Origin of the sequence: Paracoccus sp. (in: a-proteobacteria), assembly GCF_047973135.1 — a bacterium.
In the GTDB taxonomy this organism is placed as follows: domain Bacteria; phylum Pseudomonadota; class Alphaproteobacteria; order Rhodobacterales; family Rhodobacteraceae; genus Paracoccus.
Genome location: NZ_JBKEBL010000234.1, coordinates 14,111 through 31,236, shown reverse-complemented (window position 1 = coordinate 31,236; position 17,126 = coordinate 14,111). Strand labels below are relative to the sequence as shown.

Genomic DNA, 17,126 nt, shown 5'->3' with positions numbered 1-17,126 from the left:
ATGACCCATCCCTATGACTGGACCTTGCAACGCGGCCCTGTCGGGGTGTGGGGGACTGTCGAGGGCAGTTTTTCGGCGGTGACGACCTCGACCGTCACTTTTCGGGCGGATGGTACGGGGCTGCTTCTTCAGCAGGGCCGGCTTGGCGGCGATCACGAGATGGCGTTTCGCTGGAGGCTGGACGGACCCGGAGAGCTGGCGGTGCTTCCACTGACCGATGCCGATCCGGACCGGCCCGAGGACTGGGACCGTTTCCGCTTTCGCACCGGATGGCGGCGGCATGATGTCGGCGAGGGGCCGGTTCTGGAAAATGACGGCGCTCAGGGACTTTTCCCGGCGGACGGATTTTACGGGTTTCTTGCGCCGGTCCGCCTGATTTCCCGCCCGCCCGAGGGTGCCTGACAGCGCGCGCCGCGGCTGCCGGTCACGCGCCCGCAGCGGCCAGAACGCCGGTCAGCACGGGGGCAAGGCGAGCAGCCCAATCCTGTTGACCTTCAGGGGTGGCGATCAGGTCGTTGCGGATCTCGATCAGCAGGTTCGGGCGGCCATGGCGCAGCGCATGACGGTCGATGGAATCGCCGTCCAGATGCCCGCCATAGGGCTGGTTCTCGCCAGTGATCCAACCCTCATCGCGGCAGGCCTGCACCATCGCCGGCCCCAACCGCGTATCCAGATGCGAGAACAGGATCCCCACCTGCCAGGGACGGGGAGGACGGCCGCGCAGTTGCGGGGTAAAGCTGTGGACGGCGCAGATGCAGCGCGCCGGATGGGCAGCGGCCAGCACCTCAAGCGCGCGGTGATAGGGGCGGTGCAGCCGGTCCAGCCTGCGCTGACGCTCGGCCTCGTCGGCATGGCGGTTGGCGGGGATGACAGTGCCGTCATAAAGCCGCATCAACAGGGTCGGGTCGTCCTCGCCCCGGTTCGGGTCGATCACCAGCCGCGAGAAATCGGAAAAGATCGCCGGCGCGTCCAGCCGTTCGGCAAGCAGTCCGGCAAGCCCCGCCGCGCCCGGATCAAAGGCGATGTGGCGGGCCATGTCTGCGGGCGCGATACCCAGATCGCCGCCATTCACCCAGACCGGCACGCGGTTCGTGGCATGATCACATGTCACCAGCCAGCGCGACGGGCGACCCCCGCCGGTGATGAGGAAAGCGCGCTCTGTGAGGATACTGTCATCTTGCATGATTCAGGCTGAATACGGGATTTGCGGAACAGACGCCAGTTGCCGCCATCAGGCAGTTGGTTTATCGCTAACGGCAATCGCGGCAGGGCACTTGAAGGGCGAACCAGCATGAGACGACATCGCAACGTAAAGATCGTGGCAACGCTGGGGCCAGCCTCCAGCAGCAAAGAGATGATCCGTGCCCTGTTCGACGCCGGGGCCGATGTATTCCGGCTGAACATGAGCCACGGGAATCACGACGATCACCGCGCGCGTTACGACGCCATCCGCGAGGTCGAGGCCGAAACCGGTCGCCCCATCGCGGTTCTGGCGGATTTGCAGGGGCCAAAGCTGCGGGTCGGGCAGTTCGTCGGCGGCGGGCACGATCTTGAGGATGGCGACCGCTTCCGCTTTGATCTGGACGCGGCCCCTGGCGATTCGCGTCGGGTGCAACTGCCCCATCCCGAAATCTTTGCCGCGCTGGAACCGGGCAGCGAATTGCTGGTCAATGACGGCAAGATCCGCTTGCGCGTAGAGGCCTGCGGCAAGGATTTCGCCGATTGCACCGTGACCGTGGGCGGCACGATCAGCGACCGCAAGGGCGTGAACGTGCCCGATGTGGTTCTGCCGCTGGCAGCGCTGTCGGACAAGGATCGCGACGACCTGGAATTTGCCTGCGAACTGGGCGCGGACTGGCTGGCCCTGTCCTTCGTACAGCGCGCCGCCGATGTCGAAGAGGCCAAGACCCTGGCCCGTGGCCGCGCCGCCGTGCTGTCCAAGATCGAAAAACCCGCCGCCGTGCGCGCCTTTGACGAGATTCTCAAGGTCTCGGACGGGATCATGGTGGCGCGGGGCGATCTGGGCGTCGAACTGCCGGTGCATTCGGTCCCGCCGATCCAGAAACGGCTGGTCCGCGCCTGCCGCGCCGCCGCCAAGCCGGTGATCGTGGCGACTCAGATGCTGGAATCGATGATCGAAAGCCCGATGCCAACGCGGGCCGAGGTCAGCGATGTTGCCAATGCCATCTATGAAGGCTCGGACGCGGTGATGCTGTCGGCGGAAAGCGCGGCAGGGGCCTATCCGGTCGAGGCGGTCAGCACGATGGACAGCGTCGCGCGGTCCGTCGAATCGGATCCGACCTATCGCGTGATCATCGACGCCTCGCGTTCGGCCAAGCGTCACGGCGTGGCCGAAGCCATCGTGACCGCCGCCCGCGAGATCGCCGAGACGGCGGATGTCGCTGCGATCTGCGCCTTCAGCCAGTCGGGCAAGACGGTCGGTCTGGTGGCCCGCGAACGTCCGCGCGTGCCGATCCTGGCGCTTAGCCCGCTGGTGCCGGTTCTGCGCCGCATGTGCCTGACATGGGGGACGCATTGCGTACCGACCCCGCGCCTGACCCGCTTCAAGGAGGCGGTGGTCAACGGCACCCGCGCCGCCCGCGATTTCGGTTTCGCCGACGAGACGCGGCAGGTGGTGATTGTGGCCGGCGTGCCCTTCAACGTGGCCGGCAGCACCAACATCATCCGCATCGCCCCCTGCGACGAGCGGTTGATTTACGCCAGCGATCCGGAATAGACCCGGAAAGCCAAGGAAAAACGGGGGTTCGCTATGTCGGATTATCTGCTGCTGGGTGGTGTCGCGCTGTGTCTGATCTCGGTCGTGGCGGCGCTGCTGCAACTGTTGCAAAATCAGGCGCCTCGCGGGGCGGTGATCACGCTGGTCGTCGGCATCGTGCTGATCTTTGGCGGGGCCTATACCGCCCCCGATCCGTTCCAGCCGCAGGACATTCTGGCGGCATGGCACCGCGTGGCGGGCGAAGCAACGCAGCCCTGACCCCCTTGCCAATTCCCCTGTGCGCCCTTATACGGCGCGCTTTACTGCCCGCGCGGCCGGCCGATATGGCATTGCCGAGTCGCGTGTTCACTCTGATACAAGGAGACGAAAATGCCGAAGATGAAAACCAAGTCGGCCGCAAAAAAGCGGTTCTCGATGACGGCTTCGGGCAAGGTGAAATCCGCCCAGGCCGGCAAGCGCCACGGCATGATCAAGCGCACGACGAAGTTCATTCGCGACGCGCGCGGCACCACCGTCCTGTCGGACGCGGATGCAAAGATCGTCAAGAAATACATGCCCTATAACCGCTGATCGAGGGATCTGAACAATGGCAAGAGTTAAATCCGGCAAGGTCACGCATGCCCGCCACAAGAAGGTTCTTAAGGCGGCCAAGGGCTATTACGGGGCGCGTTCGCGCAATTTCCGCACCGCCACGCAGGCCGTGGACAAGGCCAACCAATACGCCACCCGCGACCGCAAGACGCGCAAGCGCAATTTCCGCGCGCTGTGGATTCAGCGGATCAACGCGGCGGTCCGTATGATTGATGCCGATCTGACCTATTCGCGCTTCATCAATCTGCTGGCCAAGGCCGGGATCGAAGTTGATCGCAAGGTTCTGGCCGATCTGGCCGTGAACGAACCCGAGGCGTTCGGTGCCATCGTCGAAAAGGCCAAGGCAGCCGCCTGATCCGGGCGATGCCGGAATGAACGGCCCGTGCCCGAAAGGCGCGGGCTGACCCGGTCCGGCCCAGTGGATGCCGACCGGGACACAGGCCGCGCCGTCAGCTATAGACCGCCGGCCCCCGCGCCATTGCCGTGCCGTATCGCGGACCATGCGCCCAGCCAACCGGCAAGATGCTGTTGATCCCCTGAACCAGTTCCGGGGACAGCTTGATCCCCGCCCCCGCCGCGTTCTGCCGCCAATGTCCAGCGCTGCGCGATCCGGGCAGCGCAATCACGTGATCGCCCTGCGCCAGCAGCCAGGCAATCGCCAAAGAGGCCGGGCTGTGCCCGTGATCCTGCGCGAACGCCGCAAATTGCCGCAAACGGATCAGATTATGCGGCCAGTTCACCGCGTCAAAGCGTGGCATGGCTTCGCGGAAATCGCCTTTGCCAAAGGCCGCCGGGTCAGGAGGAATATCGCCAAAGACCCCGCGCCCGACAGGCGAGAACGCCACCAGCGCCGCCCCTGCCCGCACACAGGCCTGCGACATCCCCAGTTCGACCTGACGGGTCCACAGCGAATATTCCGACTGCACCGCCGCCACCGGTCCCACCGCCAGCGCCCGCTCCAGCGTCGAGGGCGCGATCTCGGACAGGCCGATGGCACCGATCTTGCCCTCGTCGCGAAGACGCAGCAGCGTCTGCATGACATCCTCGACGGGATGGGCGATGTCATGACGATGCAGATAGTACAGGTCGATGTGATCCACCCCCAGACGGCGCAGCGATCCCTCAAGCGCGCTGCGCAAATAGGCGGCTGAATTGTCAAAGGGCTTGTCACCGTCGCGGGTGATCCCGCCCTTGCTGGCCAGCGTGACCCGGCCCGGATGGTTCTTCAGAAAACGCGCCACCAATTCCTCGGCCCGGCCCGCGCCATAGATATCCGACGTGTCCAGATGGTCGATCCCCATCTCAAGACATTCCGCCATGACGCGCAGGCTGTCTTCGGGGTCCGCCGGGCCATAGGTGCCGCAGAAATTCATCGTCCCCAATGCCACCGCCCCGACCATCGGGCCACCCTGCCCCAGTTGCCGTTTCTGCATCACTACCTCGCTTCGTTGTCCGGCCCGATCATGCAATGCACAACAGGAAAGGGAAAGCGGCACATGCCGCGCCAGCAGTCGAGGCCGTCCTTGGTCTCATACAGCCACACTACGCACAAGAACGCGCTTGCCGCCCGTGCCCGGCACAGGGCCAGACCTTCTTGAACGGTCGCTTGTCAGGGCTGTTATATCAACGCCATGACCGCTTTATCAGCCATCGCGGCGATAACGGTCCCAGTCATAGACGATGAAGGGTTCGGCGATCACGCGGGCGCGGATGTCGGCATAGATCCGGGTGGGATCGGCGGGCGATACATGGGCAAGCAGCCCGTCCGTGCGCACCCGGCCCTCGCTCAGCCATCTCAGCGCCCGCGCGAACCCGCCAAAGGTGTCGTGCGGCGCGTTGTTATAGCCCTCAAGCAGCTCTTCCCAGACGAAATCGCGCGACAGGACGGGAATTTCCCATTCCCAACCGCTGCGCAGCGTCACAAGGTTGAAAAAGACGGCGTTGGCGATCTCATGCGCGGTCAGGTCTGTATGCCGCCGCCACGGCACGCCGACCAGAACGACCTCGCCCGTCTTGCGGACAATCCGGCATCCGTCCAGCACCGCGCCCTCATGCCCGGAACAATCGACGACCAGAGCCACCTTGCCAAGGTAATCCGGATCCTCCAGCGGCATGGCGGCGTGTGTTCGGACGATGCCGCTGCGGCCTGCCTGTTCGCGGCGCAGCGCATCGGGTTCAACCACCGACACATCATAACCGCCAATAGCGAAATTATGCGCGGCCAGAATGCCCACCGGCCCGGCGCCGCAGATCACCACCTTGTCGCCGGGCCGCGCCCGCGTCGTCATCAGCGTGGTCATCGACACCCCCATCAGCCGCGCCAGCAGCGCGGTTTCCGGGGTCATGCCATCAGGCAAAGGCAACGTATAGCGGACGGGATATTGCTGGGTTTCCCGGTGATAACCCATGCAAAACCGCAATTCGCCGCGCGCGACGCCCGTGGCCGCCTCGCCGGTTTCCGTCACGCGGAACACGGCGGCATAGCCGGGCCGGACCGGAAAATCACTGCCATCGGCCCATCCCAGTTCCGTGCCCTGGCTGATCAGCGTCGCGATGGTCGGCCCCCGGATTTCGTCAGGCCCCAGCGGGCCGTCCTGATAATCGGCAAGGGTAAAGCTGTTTTGCGCCGGAAAGACGATTTCCTGTGCCATCATAACCTCCTATCGGGCAAGGGTCAGGCCGGTGCCGGTGTCGAACAGGTGCATCGCGGCCTGGTTCAGGCGTACGCGGATCGCCTGCCCCGGCTGGACGCGGTCGGCGGCAGGCACTTCGGCCACCATCTCGTGGGCACCGACGCGCAGATCCAGCAGCGCCTCGTTGCCCAGATACTCTGTCACCTCGACCTGCGCCTGCATCGCGCCAGAGTCTTCGGCGGCGGCGATCCTGACCTCGACGGGGCGAATGCCCATCGTCACCGCCTGCCCCTCGTCCACCGCAAAGCCATCGGGCACCGCAAAACCATCGGGCACCGCGACCGACAGGCCCGGCGCGACAAAGCGCCCGGCCTCGATCCGGCCCTCGATCATGTTCATGGCCGGGCTGCCGATGAATGTCGCCACAAAGGCCGTCCGGGGATGGGCATAGACCTGTTCGGGCGTGCCGACCTGTTCGACATGGCCATCGCGCATGATCACGATCTTGTCGGCCAGAGTCATCGCCTCTACCTGATCATGGGTCACATACAGGACCGTGGTGCCAAGTCGCTGATGCAACTTGCCGATTTCCCACCGGACCTGAGTGCGCAGCTTGGCGTCAAGGTTCGACAAAGGTTCATCGAACAGGAACACGTCGGGCGTGCGCACCATTGCGCGGCCCATCGCCACCCGCTGCCGTTGACCGCCCGACAATTGCGCGGGGCGACGGTCCATCAATTCGCTGAGGCCAAGGATTTCGGCGGTGTCGGCGATGCGCCGGCCCAGCTCGGCCTTGTCCAGACGCAGCGGGCGCAGCGCAAATTCCATATTCTGCCGCACCGTCATATGCGGATACAGCGCATAGTTCTGAAACACCATCGCGACGCCGCGATCCTTGGGCGCGACATCGTTGACAACCCGTCCGCCAATGGACAATTCGCCCGCCGACACGTCCTCCAGCCCCGCGACCATGCGCAGCGTGGTGGTCTTGCCGCAGCCCGACGGTCCCAGCAGCACGACAAATTCTCCGGCCTCTATGTCCAGATCGACGCCATGGACGACCTGCACCGCGCCGTAACGCTTGATGACATTTTTCAGTGTGATTGCAGACATGTGCGCCCTATTTGACAGAGCCCATGGTCAGCCCGCGCACCAGCCAGCGTTGGCAGGTCAGCACGAAAATGACGCCGGGAATGAGGATGATGAACGATCCGGCCATGATGCGGCCCCATTGCACCGCATCCGACGACCAGAAAGACATGACCGCAACCGTCGCGGTCTGTGCGCTGGAACCGGTCAGCATCAGCGCAAACAGAAATTCGTTCCACGAAAAGATGAAACAGAATACCGCCGAAACCGCCAGCCCCGGCGCAGCCAGCGGCAGGGTGATCCGCCAGAAAATCGCTAGCAGGCCATATCCGTCTACCGCCGCCGCCTCTTCCAGGGCGGTCGGAACCTCGTCGAAAAAGCCCTTCATCAGCCAGACGGTCAGCGGAATATTGGCGGTCGAATAGACGATGATCAGCGCCAGCGGCGTATCCAGCAGGCCCGCCGTCTTGAAGATGATGTAATAGGGCACCACCACCGCAATCGGCGGAAACATCCGCAGCGACAGGATCCAGAAGGCCACGTCATTCATGCGCCTGTGCCGGATCCGGCTGATCGCATAGGCCCCAAGCGAGCCAAGGCAGACGCTGAAAGCAGTCGATCCAAGGGCTACGATCAGGCTGTTCAGGATGAACTTGCCAAAGGGGCGCATGGTGAACAGGTCGATATAATGGTCCCATGTCACCGCAAAGACGAAGGCCGGCGGCTTCTGGAACATGATCGGCGAAGGTTTCACCGAGGATGAGGCGATCAGGTAAATCGGCGTCAGAAACACCACCAGCACGATCGCCAGCAGCAGATAGACAAGGACCGACTGTTGGCGCGAGGGTTTGTTCATGGCCTTATCCCCCTTGGGTCTGGCCGCGTTGCAGCGATTTGAAGAACAGCGTGATCAGCACCGAGATGATGATCAGCGACACAAAGGACGCCGCAGCCCCAAGGCCCATGCGCCAGAAGGTGAAGGATTGCCGATAGATGAACAGCGACAGAACCTCGGTCGCGTCCGCCGGGCCGCCCTTGGTCAGCACGAAGATGATGTCGTAAATCTTGAACGCGTCGATGGCGCGCAGAAACATCAGGCTGATCAGCACGGGTTTCAGTTGCGGCAGGGTCACGCGCGTGAACACATCCCAACGGGAGTTGCCGTCGATCCGCGCGGCCTCGTAGGGTTCGGGCGACAGGCTTTGCAGCGCCGCCGCCGTGCCCATCATGACGAAGGGGGTCCATTGCCATATATCGGCAATCGCGATGGCCCACAGCGCCCAATCGGTCGAAGTGATCCAGGCGACCGGCCCAAGCCCGGCAAGCCCAAGGAAATAGTTCAGATACCCCAGTTCCGGGAAATACAGGAACAGCCAGACAAGCCCCACGATCACCGGAGAAATCATCATCGGGATCAGCAGCAGCGTCCGCGCCAGCCCCATGCCGCGCAGGTTCTGCGTGACCAGCAGCGCGATCCCGACGCCAAGCACCAGTTGCACCGACAGGGTGATCGCCATCAGCTTGAAGGTGGTGATCAGCGCGTGCAGAAAGGGGCCGGATGACAGGATCTCGGCATAATTGGCCCAACCGACAAAGATGCGCGGGATGAACGGCTTGGCCAGGTCATAGTTGCGAAAGCTCAGCCAGCCCGCATACAGCATGGGATAGATCGTGGTCAGGAACAGGACCAAAATCACCGGCAACAGGAAAATCAGGAAGATGCGCCTGTTCCGCTTCTGGATATAGGCCATGGGGTTTCACCTTCTCCAAGGGATGCCGCCCCGTCCGGGTCAGGGGCGGCAACGAGGCGGATCAGTTCTGCAAGACAGCGGCGGGAACGTCGTTGATCCAGCGCAGGCGCATGTCGTCGGGGAACATCTTCAGGCGCGAATTGACCGCGTTGCAGGCTGTCGTCAGGGCCTCAAGCGCGGTTTCGGTCTCGCCTGCCATGTATTTGTTCAGTTCGATCCCGAAATTTTCCTCCATGTCCTGATAGAAGGGATGAAAAATCCGACGTTCGGCGTTTTCTTGCGCGGTCATAAGAACCTGATAATAGGGATATTTCTCTTGCAGCGCGGGATCGGACAGGATCGATTTGCGGAACTGGCTGACACCGTTGCCCTCCTCGGCAAAGCGGCGCATCATCGCCTCGCTGGTGCCCCATTTGATAAAGGCCCAGGCGGCCTCTTTTTCTGCATCGGACGCCTTGGAATTGATGCCAAAGGACAGCGACCCGGTATAGGTGGGCTGCGGCTGGCCATCGACGGTCGGCGAGGGCGCATAGCCGACGACCAGCCCCTTTTCGGCGATCTTCGCCTCGGCCGGGTTCGTCAGGCGCACCGTCCGCACCGACCAGTAACTTGACAACGCAGCCTCGCCCCGCTCCATATAGCCGGTGCGCAGATCCCACATCAGGCCCAGGTAATCGGGCGGATTGAACGGGATAAGCGATTTCATGAACTCGGCCGCCTGAACATGCGGCTCGCCCGTCATGGCGCAAAGTCCTGTTTCGGGATCCCAGTAATCGCCGCCGAAGCCGCGCATGATCGGGAAATAGTCATGGGTGATCGCACCGGCAACGCGGCTGAAAGCCTGCGCGTTGCCATAGAAATCCTTGTCCAGCGTCTCACCGGCCAGCGTTTCGCCAGCCTTGCGGGTAAAGAACTCGGCCTGATCGCGGTACTGCGCCCATGTGACCGGCGCGGCAAGGCCATAGCCGTATTTCGCGCTGAAATTTGCCATTTCCTCGGGGTTTTCGTACAGATCCTTGCGGTAATTGGTGGACCAGATCATCCCCGAGGCAGGAAAGGCCAAAAGCCGCCCCTGCCAGGTGTTTTCCTGTAACTGGATCGGCACGATGTCATGCAGGCCGATTTCCTCGGCATCGCGCAGCGCAAGATCGGTCAGATCCTCCAGCGCACCGGCCTCGCCCAGCATCCCGACCCAGGGGCTGTCCACCCATAAAAGCTGATAGGATGGCCGGTCCGAGCTGGCCTCGATGATGATCTTGTCGATCAGGCCGGGATAGGGGAACATGTCGATCTGCACCTTGGCACCGGTCAGTTCCTCGAACTCGCCGACGATGGGGGCAAGCCGCGTCACCGAGGTGTCGCCGATGCCCAGCATCCTGATCTCGACCCCGTCGAATGCCTTCTGGGCCTGCGCCGTCCCGGCCACCCCGGCCAGCATGGCAGAGGCAAGCGCCATCGTTCTGAACATTGTCATCTTTTCCTCCTCTGTTATTCGTTCTGCGGCACAGGTGCCCCAGCAATTATGCCCCCCCGGACGGGGTCCACAGCCGTGGCCCGCCCGCCGCCTCGTACCCAAGCGGCCCGTTATGGCTGACGATTTCCAGGTACTGGCCCCAGGGCGCGCGCAGATACAGCCAGACCAGGTTGCCCATCGGGCCGCCCTCTATCAGCGTCGGCCCCTCCAGCAGATCCACCCCGGCCGCGCGCATCCGGTCGGCGGCGGCAAAGGCATCATCAACCTGAAAGGCGATATGCATCGCACCGATTTCGCCATTATGTTTCAGGCGCTGTTCGCCTGCGACGCCCGAATATTCGAACAATTCGATGGAACCGCCGCGCCCGACCTGAATCACCCGCTGATCGGCGATCCTGATGCCGCGCGGCACACCCAAACGCCGCGCCATGAACGCGTCGTCAACATCGACCGATCCGCATTCCATGATCGTGACCGCCCCGAACACATCGCGAAAGAACGCGACGGCCTGTTCCATGTCCGGCACTGTCAGGCCGATATGATGCAATCCCGTTATCATTATCCCCCCCTGAAATCAGCCAGGAAATTCCGAAATTCTATCGCATCTAGGGCTTGTCCGATGCGACTCATCTAACTATCCGGTTACTTAGACGATTGTTCGGCCCGGCCCATATGTCAAGGCTTTATGCGACGCGATCCCGATCAGGGCTGCGCCAGACCATAAGACGGTTCGTGCCTTTCTGGATTGGTTCGTCGCGCTGGTTGAATGCCTCGACCGCGATGGTCAGCACACCGCGCTGCCCGTCGCTGGTGGCCCGCATGGACCGGATGGTGAAAATCGCGCGGACCAGATCACCCGCGATTACCGGTTTCGAGAAGGTCCAGTCCCAGCCAAGCGAGGCAATGGCGCGGAACTGGGCCGGGGCGCGATTCTTCAGCCCGTCAATGACCGACAGCACCAGCAAGCCATGGGCGACCCGCGCCGGAAAGCCCATGCTGCGCGCGCCCTCATCCGTCATGTGGATGGTAAAGCGGTCGCCGGTCATATCGGCAAAGGCGTCGATCAGCGCGGGCGTGATTTCCTGCGCGGCGGTCTCGACCCGGTCGCCGCTGCGCAGATCGTCAAAGCCGTATTCGCCTGCGGTCAGTGCCCGCCCGATCATGCCGGAACCGGGGCGTCGTCACGCAGCAGGCCCCGCTCTTTCAGCGCCGCCCAGAACTCCGCCGGGATCGGATGGTCGAACCATGCGAGATTCTGTTCCAGTTGCTGAACCGTCCGCGTGCCCGCGCAGAAGGACGCCACCGCCGGATGCGCGACCACGAATTGCAGCGCGGCAGCGGGCAGGGGCACGTCAAATTCGGCGCAAACGGCCTCGATCCGGCTGACCTTGTCCATCACATGCGCGGGCGCCGGGCCATAGTTGTATTTGGCACCCGGCCTTGCGCCCGTGGCTAGGATGCCCGAGTTGAACCCGCCACCCACCACCACAGCCGCCCCCCGCGCCTGACAAAGCGGCAGAAATTCGTCCAGCGCCTCTTGTTCCAGCAGGGTATAGCGCCCGGCCAGCAGGAAGCAGTCGAAATCGCGCTGGATCAGCGCCTCGTGGCAGACTTGCCATTCGTTGACGCCAACGCCAATGGCCTTGACCAGCTTTTCGTCGCGCAGCCGCTGCAACGCCTTCCAGCTTCCATCCATGGCCTGCCGGAACACCTCGGGCTGCGCGTCGCCACGGGTATAGACGTCGATGTCATGGATAAAGACCATGTCCATCCGTTCCAAGGCCAGACGTTGCAGACTGTCCTCAAACGCGCGCATCGTGCCGTCATAGGTATAGTCGAAATCCATCGTGAAGGGCGCGGCATTGACCCAGGGCGCAAAGTCGATCGTATCGCGCCCCGCCGGATGCAGCACCCGGCCCACCTTCGAGGCCAGCACGAAATCGTCCCGCTGTTTCCAGCGCAGCGCCTGCCCGGTGCGCAACTCCGACAGCCCGTGACCATACATCGGCGCGGTGTCATAGAACCGCACCCCGGCGTCCCAGGCATGCTGAAACATGGCTTCTGCGGTTGGCTCATCAATCTCGGCGAAGATGTTGCCAAGGGGCGCGGTACCAAAGGCAAAAGCCGTCACATTCAGGTCCACTCGACCGAACTTACGCAGGGTTCCGGGCTGCATCCTGTTCTCCCATCAAGTAACCAGATTGTGTATTAATGACAGGACAAGGGGATTTGCGCAAGGAAAAAGGGGCAGATGCGTGATTGCGCGGATTTTGCATAGGTGCTGCCTTGCCGCTGCAACCTCGGCGGCCGCAAGAACGTCATATATCCTTCACCAGCCGCAGCGCGTCATAGATCGCTGCGTGGGTGTTGCGGGCGCTGACGGCGTCGCCGATGCGATAGAGGGCGAACCGCCCGTCGAGGTTCCGGACGACATCTTGCGGGCGTCCGGCGATCAGCGCGTCGTAATCCACCGCACCCAGATTCCGGGACAGCGGCTTCAGGTCGAAATACAGATCCGCCATCGGCAGCGTGCCATAGTTTATCACCACCTGGTCATAAAGCCGGTCCGACGTGAATTTACTGTAATCGGTCCCAATTTTCGCGCACAGCCGGTTTCCCTCGCGGGTGACGTTCAGCAGGCGGCGGGTGACGGTAAAGGTCACGTCCTTGTCCTGCAGCGCCCGCATATAGGGGACCAAATTCATCCCCATGACTTCGGGCGCAAAGGTCCGGTCGGGGGTCATCACCTCGACCTTCGCGCCTGCATTTGCGGCAATCTCGGCGGCCATAAGGGCCGGGTGATCGCCGCTTTCGTCATAGATCAGCACCGATCGCGCCGGTTTCGCGTCGCCCGCAATCATGTCCCAAGCCGTCACCACCAGTTCCTGATCCTTGCGGGATTCGAACAGTTCCGTGTTGGGCAGGCCACCCGTCGCAACGATCACCACATCCGGATTCAGCGCGGTGACGTCATCGGCCCCGGCCCATGTGTTGAAGCGAAAATCGACATCGCGCGCGGCGCATTGCGCCATCCGCCAGTCGATGATGCCGATCATTTCGCGACGGCGCGGGTTCTGCGCGGTCAGCCGTACCTGCCCGCCCGGATCGGGCTGCGCCTCGAACACGGTCACGTCATGGCCTCGTTCGGCGGCGACACGCGCGGCCTCCAGCCCGGCGGGACCGGCACCCGCGATCACCACCTTGCGGCGCATCGCTGCTGCGGCGACCACATGCGGCATGGTCAGTTCGCGCCCGGTGGCGGCATTATGGATGCACAGCGCCTCGCCCGCCGCATAGATCCGGTCAAGGCAGTAGGTCGCGCCGACGCAGGGCCGAATGTCGTCTTCGCGCCCTTCGACGATCTTTCGCACGATATGCGGATCGGCCATATGGGCACGGGTCATTCCGACCATATCCAGAAGCCCGGCGGAAATGGCATGGCGCGCCGTCGCCACATCGGGGATTCGCGCGGCGTGAAAGGTCGGCATGCCGGTCGCCGCGCGTACCGCGCCCGCAAAATCCAGATGCGGGGCACTTTTCATACCCTGCACCGGGATCACATCGGTCATGGCCGGGTCGGTATGGATGCGCCCGCGAATGACATTCAGGAAATCGACCATCCCCGAAGCCGCGACCCGGCGCGAGATTTCAAGCCCCTCTTCGGCGGTGATGCCGCCCGCTTCGGCCTCATCCGCCGTATAGCGCAGGCCGACGATGAACCCGTCACCCACGCGCGCGCGGATGCCGCGCAGCACGTCCATCAGCAATTGCATCCGGCTGTCCAGCGTCTGTCCGCCATAGGGACCATCCAGATCGTTGGTCAGGGGCGACCAGAACTGATCCAGCAGATGCCCATAGACCTGCAACTCGATCCCGTCCATTCCGCCGGCCTTCATCCGCTCGGTCGCGTCGGCAAAGTCGCTGACAATGCGCTGGATGTCCCAGTCCTCGGCCAGCTTGGGAAAGGCACGATGCGCCGGCTCGCGGTGTTTCGACGAGGAAACCGAGGGCAGCCAGTCGCCCTTGGACCAGATGGTGCGGCGGCCCAGATGGGTCAACTGGATCATTACCGCGCAGCCGTGATCGTGGCAGGCATCGGTCAACATGCGGATCCAGGGCACGACCTCGTCCCTATAGGCAAGGATGTTGTTGAACACCGGGGGGCTGTCGCGCGACACTGCCGCCGATCCTGCCGTCATCGCCAGCGCCACCCCGGCCCGCGCCCGTTCCGCGTGATAGGCGGCATAGCGTTCCCTGGGCATCCCGTCCTCGGGATAGGCCGGTTCGTGACTGGTGGTCATGATCCGGTTGCGCAGGGTCAGGTGCTTTAGCTGATAGGGTTGCAGCAGGGGATCGGTGGACATGGCGGGCTCCGGTCTGGCTGAGGCGATGATTCCAGAAATGTTCATTTGCGTCAAGTTTCAGTTCATCTGCGGCGATTCCATTGTGCAGCCGCGCCTGAATGGCTATCTTCGCGGCCATGACCAGCACGGAACCCGACGATCACAGCGACAAGACAAGCGGCTGGCGCGGCTCTCGCGAGGGGTGGCTGGCCGCCGCGCGCAAGGCTTTTGTCGAATCCGGGCTGGACGCCGTGAAAATTCAGCCTCTGGCCTTGGGGCTGGGGCTGTCGCGCACAAGCTTTTACTGGTTCTTCAAGGATCGCGCCGCGCTGCTGGACGCGCTGCTTGCAAGCTGGGAGGAAACGAATACCGGCAGCCTGCTTGCCGCCACAGAAGCCTATGCCGAAACAGGCACCGAGGCGATGCTGAACCTGATCGGCATCTTTCTGGACGACGGCCCGTTCAAACCCGGTTTCGACCTGGCCGTGCGCGGATGGGCGCATCAGGATCCGGCGGTCGCGGCGCGGGTGCATACCGCCGACGAAACGCGGCTGGATGCGATCCGGCGGATGTTCGGGCGCTTTGGCTTTGCGCCCGGCGAGGCGGATGTCCGCGCCCGCGCCGTCTATCTGACCCAAATCGGCTATATCGCGATGCAGGTCAGCGAAAGCCTTGAAACGCGGATGAGCCGCATTCCCGATTATGTGAAAACCTATACCGGGCAGAAACCGCAGCCGCATGAATTGCGGCGGTTCCACGCAAGGCACGGCTTTGCCGACCCTGCCATCAGCCCTTGACCCCGGCCGAGATCATCACCGCCTCGGTCACGCGCTTCTGAAAAACCAGATAGGCCAGAATCACCGGCGCGGCGGCCAGCAGCGCAAGCGCCATCATCCGGGCATAGGCCACCCCGAACGTGTCATTCACCTGAGTGATGCCGACCGGGATGGTCATCATTTCCTCACTGGTGACGATCAGGAACGGCCAGAAGAAATTGTTCCACGCGCTGATGAAGGTGATGATCGCCAGTGCCGCCGTGATTCCCCAGTTCAGCGGCAGAGACAGCTTGAACAGCAGGGTAAATTCACCGCCGCCATCCAGCAGCACGGCCTCGCGCATTTCCTTGGGGATGGCGTCGAAGAACTGTTTATAGACGATCACCACTACCGGCACGATCAGTTGCGGCAGGATGATCCCCCACCAGCTATTGACCAGCCCCAGATCGTTCATCAGCACGAATTGCGCAACATACAGCGCCGGGACCGGCACCATGAAGCTGGCCACGATCAGCAGATACAGCGCCTTTCGCCCCGGAAAGCGCAGTTGCGACAGCGCATAGGCGCACATCATCCCGCTGAGCAGAACCAGAACGGTGATGATCACCGAGGTGCCAACCGAATTCAGATACCAGTATCCCAGCCGGGAATTTGACAGCACCTCGATATAGGCGCCGAAATTCAACTGGTCGATCAGCACCCCGCCCTGAACAACCCGTTCCTCGCTGCGCAGCGACGTGGTCAGCGCCCAGTACAACGGAAAAGTCCAGATGGCGGCGGCGATCAGCGCAAGGGTGGCGAATGCGATGTTGCGTGCGCGTTTCGCGGTCATTTACGGCCTCCAATGCGCAAAAGCTGGAATTGCAGGACCGAGACGATGACAATGACCACGAACAGAACCATCGCGATGGCCGAGGCATAGCCGCCGTGGTTCAACTGGAACGCCTCGCGATACATCTGCAACAAAACGACATAGGACTGGTTGAACGGCCCGCCCTTCGACAGCAGATAGACCTGATCGTACAGCTTGAGTTGCAGGATCAGTTGCAGCGTCAGCACCAGCGCCGTAACCGGCCACAAAAGCGGCCATGTGACGCGCCAGAACCGCTGCCACGGTGTCGCGCCATCCAGGGCCGCGGCCTCGTACAGATCGGGCGGGATGTTGCGCAAACCGGCGATGAACAGCAGCACGTTAAAGCCGTTGGTCCACCAGACCGTGACGACGGCAATCATCGGCATGACCCAGTGGGGGTTCTTGAACACTGCCACCGGCTTGCCCGTCACCGTCGCGATCAGCGGTTGCAGCACGCCGAACTGGAAATCCAGCATCCAGTCCCAGATCAGCGTCACGACCGAAACCGGCAGGACATAGGGCAGAAAGAACATCGTCAGCACCAGCGCCTGCACCCGGCCCTTCAGACGGCTGACGGACAGCGCGATCAGCAGCGCGATCACCGTGGTCGGGATCACCGTCAGCAGCACGAAATAGAAATTGTTCCACAACGAGGTATAGAACAGCTTGTCGCGCAGCAGTTTGGCGTAATTGCCAAGCCCGATCCAGTTGCCCTCGCCGATCAGCGGCGCGTCGGTAAAGCTGAGAAGGATGACCCGAAAGGTCGGATACAGGAAGAACGCAGTAAAGATGAACAGGAAGGGGGCGACAAGCAGGGCTGCCGACCGCATCTCTCTGATCTGGCGCTTGTTCTGGGACATGGCTGCACTCTTGCGCGGA

The 17,126-nt window shown here is 62.9% G+C and carries 19 protein-coding genes; 6 read left to right on the top strand and 13 right to left on the bottom strand.

Annotation, left to right across the window (positions count from 1 at the left end; all coding sequences use genetic code 11):
- Window positions 1-402, top strand: coding sequence for a hypothetical protein (locus ACK5L9_RS17400; RefSeq protein ID WP_416912718.1), 402 nt, complete (start codon window positions 1-3; stop codon window positions 400-402).
- Between the two features lie 22 nt (window positions 403-424).
- Here the strand turns inward: ACK5L9_RS17400 and ACK5L9_RS17395 are convergent, their stop codons facing one another.
- Complete coding sequence (locus ACK5L9_RS17395; RefSeq protein ID WP_416912717.1) at window positions 425-1,183, bottom strand: N-formylglutamate amidohydrolase; 759 nt, start codon at window positions 1,181-1,183, stop codon at window positions 425-427.
- A 108-nt stretch (window positions 1,184-1,291) separates the two neighbouring features.
- Between ACK5L9_RS17395 and pyk the strand changes: the two genes are divergently transcribed.
- From pyk to rplT, 4 genes are all read left to right on the top strand, one after another.
- Window positions 1,292-2,737 (top strand): pyruvate kinase, encoded by a 1,446-nt coding sequence (gene pyk / locus ACK5L9_RS17390; protein ID WP_416912716.1) that lies wholly within the window; start codon window positions 1,292-1,294, stop codon window positions 2,735-2,737.
- A gap of 33 nt (window positions 2,738-2,770) precedes the next feature.
- The gene (locus tag ACK5L9_RS17385) at window positions 2,771-2,995 is read left to right on the top strand and encodes a hypothetical protein (RefSeq protein WP_416912715.1); all 225 of its coding nucleotides are present in this window, start codon (window positions 2,771-2,773) and stop codon (window positions 2,993-2,995) included.
- A gap of 111 nt (window positions 2,996-3,106) precedes the next feature.
- On the top strand, window positions 3,107-3,307 hold the full coding sequence (gene rpmI / locus ACK5L9_RS17380) for a 50S ribosomal protein L35 (protein WP_143791292.1): 201 nt from the start codon (window positions 3,107-3,109) through the stop codon (window positions 3,305-3,307).
- Between the two features lie 16 nt (window positions 3,308-3,323).
- Window positions 3,324-3,683, top strand: a complete 360-nt coding sequence (rplT, locus tag ACK5L9_RS17375; RefSeq protein ID WP_416912714.1) for a 50S ribosomal protein L20 — start codon at window positions 3,324-3,326, stop codon at window positions 3,681-3,683.
- A 94-nt stretch (window positions 3,684-3,777) separates the two neighbouring features.
- Here the strand turns inward: rplT and ACK5L9_RS17370 are convergent, their stop codons facing one another.
- The 10 genes from ACK5L9_RS17370 to ACK5L9_RS17325 all read right to left on the bottom strand — a co-directional run bounded on the left by ACK5L9_RS17370 (window position 3,778) and on the right by ACK5L9_RS17325 (window position 14,639).
- Entirely contained in the window at window positions 3,778-4,761 is a 984-nt protein-coding gene (locus tag ACK5L9_RS17370) for an aldo/keto reductase (protein WP_416912713.1), read from the bottom strand.
- A 210-nt stretch (window positions 4,762-4,971) separates the two neighbouring features.
- Window positions 4,972-5,979 carry a hypothetical protein gene (locus ACK5L9_RS17365; RefSeq protein ID WP_416912712.1) on the bottom strand — a complete coding sequence of 336 codons (1,008 nt, stop codon included), beginning with the start codon at window positions 5,977-5,979 and terminating at the stop codon, window positions 4,972-4,974.
- A 9-nt stretch (window positions 5,980-5,988) separates the two neighbouring features.
- Window positions 5,989-7,074 (bottom strand): ABC transporter ATP-binding protein, encoded by a 1,086-nt coding sequence (locus ACK5L9_RS17360; RefSeq protein WP_416912711.1) that lies wholly within the window; start codon window positions 7,072-7,074, stop codon window positions 5,989-5,991.
- A gap of 7 nt (window positions 7,075-7,081) precedes the next feature.
- Window positions 7,082-7,906 (bottom strand): carbohydrate ABC transporter permease, encoded by an 825-nt coding sequence (locus ACK5L9_RS17355; protein ID WP_416912710.1) that lies wholly within the window; start codon window positions 7,904-7,906, stop codon window positions 7,082-7,084.
- 4 nt (window positions 7,907-7,910) lie between these two features.
- Window positions 7,911-8,801: a carbohydrate ABC transporter permease gene (locus tag ACK5L9_RS17350; protein ID WP_416912709.1), complete on the bottom strand. Its 891-nt coding sequence runs from the start codon at window positions 8,799-8,801 to the stop codon at window positions 7,911-7,913.
- A gap of 61 nt (window positions 8,802-8,862) precedes the next feature.
- Window positions 8,863-10,275, bottom strand: coding sequence for an ABC transporter substrate-binding protein (locus ACK5L9_RS17345; protein WP_416912708.1), 1,413 nt, complete (start codon window positions 10,273-10,275; stop codon window positions 8,863-8,865).
- 46 nt (window positions 10,276-10,321) lie between these two features.
- Window positions 10,322-10,834 carry a VOC family protein gene (locus ACK5L9_RS17340; RefSeq protein ID WP_416912707.1) on the bottom strand — a complete coding sequence of 171 codons (513 nt, stop codon included), beginning with the start codon at window positions 10,832-10,834 and terminating at the stop codon, window positions 10,322-10,324.
- Window positions 10,835-10,958: 124 nt separating this feature from the next.
- Entirely contained in the window at window positions 10,959-11,438 is a 480-nt protein-coding gene (locus ACK5L9_RS17335) for a MaoC family dehydratase (RefSeq protein WP_416912706.1), read from the bottom strand.
- Window positions 11,435-12,451: an aldo/keto reductase gene (locus ACK5L9_RS17330; protein ID WP_416912705.1), complete on the bottom strand. Its 1,017-nt coding sequence runs from the start codon at window positions 12,449-12,451 to the stop codon at window positions 11,435-11,437. The genes ACK5L9_RS17335 and ACK5L9_RS17330 overlap by 4 nt, the downstream gene beginning before the upstream one ends.
- A 142-nt stretch (window positions 12,452-12,593) precedes the next feature.
- A complete protein-coding gene (locus tag ACK5L9_RS17325; RefSeq protein WP_416912704.1) occupies window positions 12,594-14,639 on the bottom strand; it encodes an FAD-dependent oxidoreductase in 2,046 nt (681 codons plus the stop codon).
- Window positions 14,640-14,737: 98 nt separating this feature from the next.
- Here ACK5L9_RS17325 and ACK5L9_RS17320 point away from each other — a divergent pair, with 98 nt between their 5' ends.
- Window positions 14,738-15,415 (top strand): TetR/AcrR family transcriptional regulator, encoded by a 678-nt coding sequence (locus ACK5L9_RS17320; RefSeq protein ID WP_416912703.1) that lies wholly within the window; start codon window positions 14,738-14,740, stop codon window positions 15,413-15,415.
- Here the strand turns inward: ACK5L9_RS17320 and ACK5L9_RS17315 are convergent.
- Both ACK5L9_RS17315 and ACK5L9_RS17310 read right to left on the bottom strand, forming a co-directional pair.
- On the bottom strand, window positions 15,405-16,226 hold the full coding sequence (locus ACK5L9_RS17315; protein WP_416912702.1) for a carbohydrate ABC transporter permease: 822 nt from the start codon (window positions 16,224-16,226) through the stop codon (window positions 15,405-15,407). The two genes, ACK5L9_RS17320 and ACK5L9_RS17315, sit on opposite strands and share 11 nt — an antisense overlap.
- Window positions 16,223-17,107, bottom strand: coding sequence for a carbohydrate ABC transporter permease (locus ACK5L9_RS17310; RefSeq protein WP_416912701.1), 885 nt, complete (start codon window positions 17,105-17,107; stop codon window positions 16,223-16,225). Before ACK5L9_RS17310 ends, ACK5L9_RS17315 begins: the two co-directional genes overlap by 4 nt.
- Window positions 17,108-17,126: the final 19 nt, after the last annotated feature.

What these genes read in the sequence shown, in the direction of transcription:
- ACK5L9_RS17400 (WP_416912718.1), top strand. Translation starts at nt 1, where the DNA reads ATGACCCATCCCTATGACTGGACCTTGCAACGCGGCCCTGTCGGGGTG.
- ACK5L9_RS17395 (WP_416912717.1), bottom strand. Translation starts at nt 1,183, where the DNA reads ATGCAAGATGACAGTATCCTCACAGAGCGCGCTTTCCTCATCACCGGC.
- pyk (WP_416912716.1), top strand. Translation starts at nt 1,292, where the DNA reads ATGAGACGACATCGCAACGTAAAGATCGTGGCAACGCTGGGGCCAGCC.
- ACK5L9_RS17385 (WP_416912715.1), top strand. Translation starts at nt 2,771, where the DNA reads ATGTCGGATTATCTGCTGCTGGGTGGTGTCGCGCTGTGTCTGATCTCG.
- rpmI (WP_143791292.1), top strand. Translation starts at nt 3,107, where the DNA reads ATGCCGAAGATGAAAACCAAGTCGGCCGCAAAAAAGCGGTTCTCGATG.
- rplT (WP_416912714.1), top strand. Translation starts at nt 3,324, where the DNA reads ATGGCAAGAGTTAAATCCGGCAAGGTCACGCATGCCCGCCACAAGAAG.
- ACK5L9_RS17370 (WP_416912713.1), bottom strand. Translation starts at nt 4,761, where the DNA reads ATGCAGAAACGGCAACTGGGGCAGGGTGGCCCGATGGTCGGGGCGGTG.
- ACK5L9_RS17365 (WP_416912712.1), bottom strand. Translation starts at nt 5,979, where the DNA reads ATGGCACAGGAAATCGTCTTTCCGGCGCAAAACAGCTTTACCCTTGCC.
- ACK5L9_RS17360 (WP_416912711.1), bottom strand. Translation starts at nt 7,074, where the DNA reads ATGTCTGCAATCACACTGAAAAATGTCATCAAGCGTTACGGCGCGGTG.
- ACK5L9_RS17355 (WP_416912710.1), bottom strand. Translation starts at nt 7,906, where the DNA reads ATGAACAAACCCTCGCGCCAACAGTCGGTCCTTGTCTATCTGCTGCTG.
- ACK5L9_RS17350 (WP_416912709.1), bottom strand. Translation starts at nt 8,801, where the DNA reads ATGGCCTATATCCAGAAGCGGAACAGGCGCATCTTCCTGATTTTCCTG.
- ACK5L9_RS17345 (WP_416912708.1), bottom strand. Translation starts at nt 10,275, where the DNA reads ATGACAATGTTCAGAACGATGGCGCTTGCCTCTGCCATGCTGGCCGGG.
- ACK5L9_RS17340 (WP_416912707.1), bottom strand. Translation starts at nt 10,834, where the DNA reads ATGATAACGGGATTGCATCATATCGGCCTGACAGTGCCGGACATGGAA.
- ACK5L9_RS17335 (WP_416912706.1), bottom strand. Translation starts at nt 11,438, where the DNA reads ATGATCGGGCGGGCACTGACCGCAGGCGAATACGGCTTTGACGATCTG.
- ACK5L9_RS17330 (WP_416912705.1), bottom strand. Translation starts at nt 12,451, where the DNA reads ATGCAGCCCGGAACCCTGCGTAAGTTCGGTCGAGTGGACCTGAATGTG.
- ACK5L9_RS17325 (WP_416912704.1), bottom strand. Translation starts at nt 14,639, where the DNA reads ATGTCCACCGATCCCCTGCTGCAACCCTATCAGCTAAAGCACCTGACC.
- ACK5L9_RS17320 (WP_416912703.1), top strand. Translation starts at nt 14,738, where the DNA reads ATGGCTATCTTCGCGGCCATGACCAGCACGGAACCCGACGATCACAGC.
- ACK5L9_RS17315 (WP_416912702.1), bottom strand. Translation starts at nt 16,226, where the DNA reads ATGACCGCGAAACGCGCACGCAACATCGCATTCGCCACCCTTGCGCTG.
- ACK5L9_RS17310 (WP_416912701.1), bottom strand. Translation starts at nt 17,107, where the DNA reads ATGTCCCAGAACAAGCGCCAGATCAGAGAGATGCGGTCGGCAGCCCTG.